The organism is Actinoplanes sp. NPDC051633 (assembly GCF_040681735.1).
GTDB lineage: Bacteria > Actinomycetota > Actinomycetes > Mycobacteriales > Micromonosporaceae > Actinoplanes.
Genome location: NZ_JBFAZH010001786.1, coordinates 1 through 1,109 on the forward strand (window position 1 = coordinate 1; position 1,109 = coordinate 1,109).

Sequence of the window (1,109 nt, forward strand, 5' to 3'; positions counted from 1 at the left end):
TGCTCGGCCTGGGCGCGGGGGCGGCGGCGGATCTGACGATCCCGCCGGATTCCGACGAGCTGCTCGCGTACGGTCCGCTGCTGTCGGACGACGGCGAGGCGTGGCTGGGTACGGCCGCACTGCTCAGAGCACCCGACGCGAACGCGGCGCGGACGATCCTGACGGCGGAGCGCTACGCGGGCGTGGAGGTGCACCGCTGGCACTTCGGCGGCCGGCCGTCCTGACCGGACCGACCGGGCATGCCCGGGGTCAGGCCGGGTGGCCGTTGTCGTCGGTGCGGGCCGCCTGGCTGGAGAACTTCGAGATGAAGACGTCGAGCTTTCCGTCCGGGCGTTCGGTCACGGTGCCGCCGTCCTGCCAGATGCCGTTCTCCGCCCACCATTGGCTGCCGGCCGGGTCGCCCTGGTTCTGGTGGATGTTGTGCATGCCCAGGCCATGGTCGAACGGTTCCCCGAAGACGAAGATCCGTCGCCCCGGCACCAGGATCGGTTCCAGCGCCTCCGTGGCCTCGAGATGCGAGCCCGTCCGCCAGTACCTTGCTCGCACCCACGGGAACAGGCATCCGGCGCCGCCGGTCAGGGCCGGGTGGCGGAGGTAGTCGAACGCTCCCGAGCCGGGCTGGCGGGCGAGCTCGTGACGGCCGTCGGGTAGGCCGCTGACCGGCCCCAGCGCGGACGGCACCACGGTCAGCGTCTTCCACCGCACGCCCGTGTCGGAACTCTTGCTGTCCACGTCGACGGCGCACTTGAACATCCCGGCCGGCGCGTCGACCTCGAGGTTGACGTGGTACCACCGGCCCTGCGTGTCGGGCCGGTCGCGAAAGTGCCGGCGCAGGACACCGGCCAGCACCCCGTAGTGCTCGAATGGCATAGCCGACGGTAACCGGCGACCGGGCGGCGTGGGCGCTTGTCACTGCAGTGTCACAGGCACGACAGTTCGCAGCATTCTCGCAGCGTGCCGCCGCCGCCTCCCGCGCCGCCCGGCGAGACGTCGGTGCTGCTCGCCGCCGCACTCCGCCGGCTGCCGATGCATCTGCGGCAGGCGGTGGTTCTGCACTACCTGTTCGACATGCCGGTCGGCGAGATCGCCGACGAGACCGGCGCCGCGGT

General features: G+C 71.8%; 2 protein-coding genes and 1 pseudogene. 2 read left to right on the plus strand and 1 reads right to left on the minus strand.

Annotation, left to right across the window (positions count from 1 at the left end):
• A pseudogene (locus tag AB0M20_RS45165) lies at positions 1 to 224 on the plus strand (hypothetical protein); the annotation flags it as partial.
• Positions 225 to 249: 25 nt separating this feature from the next.
• Here the strand turns inward: AB0M20_RS45165 and AB0M20_RS45170 are convergent.
• Positions 250 to 870, minus strand: a complete 621-nt coding sequence (locus AB0M20_RS45170) for a DUF2278 family protein (RefSeq protein WP_364307799.1) — start codon at positions 868 to 870, stop codon at positions 250 to 252.
• Between the two features lie 123 nt (positions 871 to 993).
• Here AB0M20_RS45170 and AB0M20_RS45175 point away from each other — a divergent pair.
• On the plus strand, positions 994 to 1,109 hold a 116-nt coding region (locus AB0M20_RS45175; RefSeq protein ID WP_364307801.1), incomplete at its 3' end, for a sigma factor-like helix-turn-helix DNA-binding protein.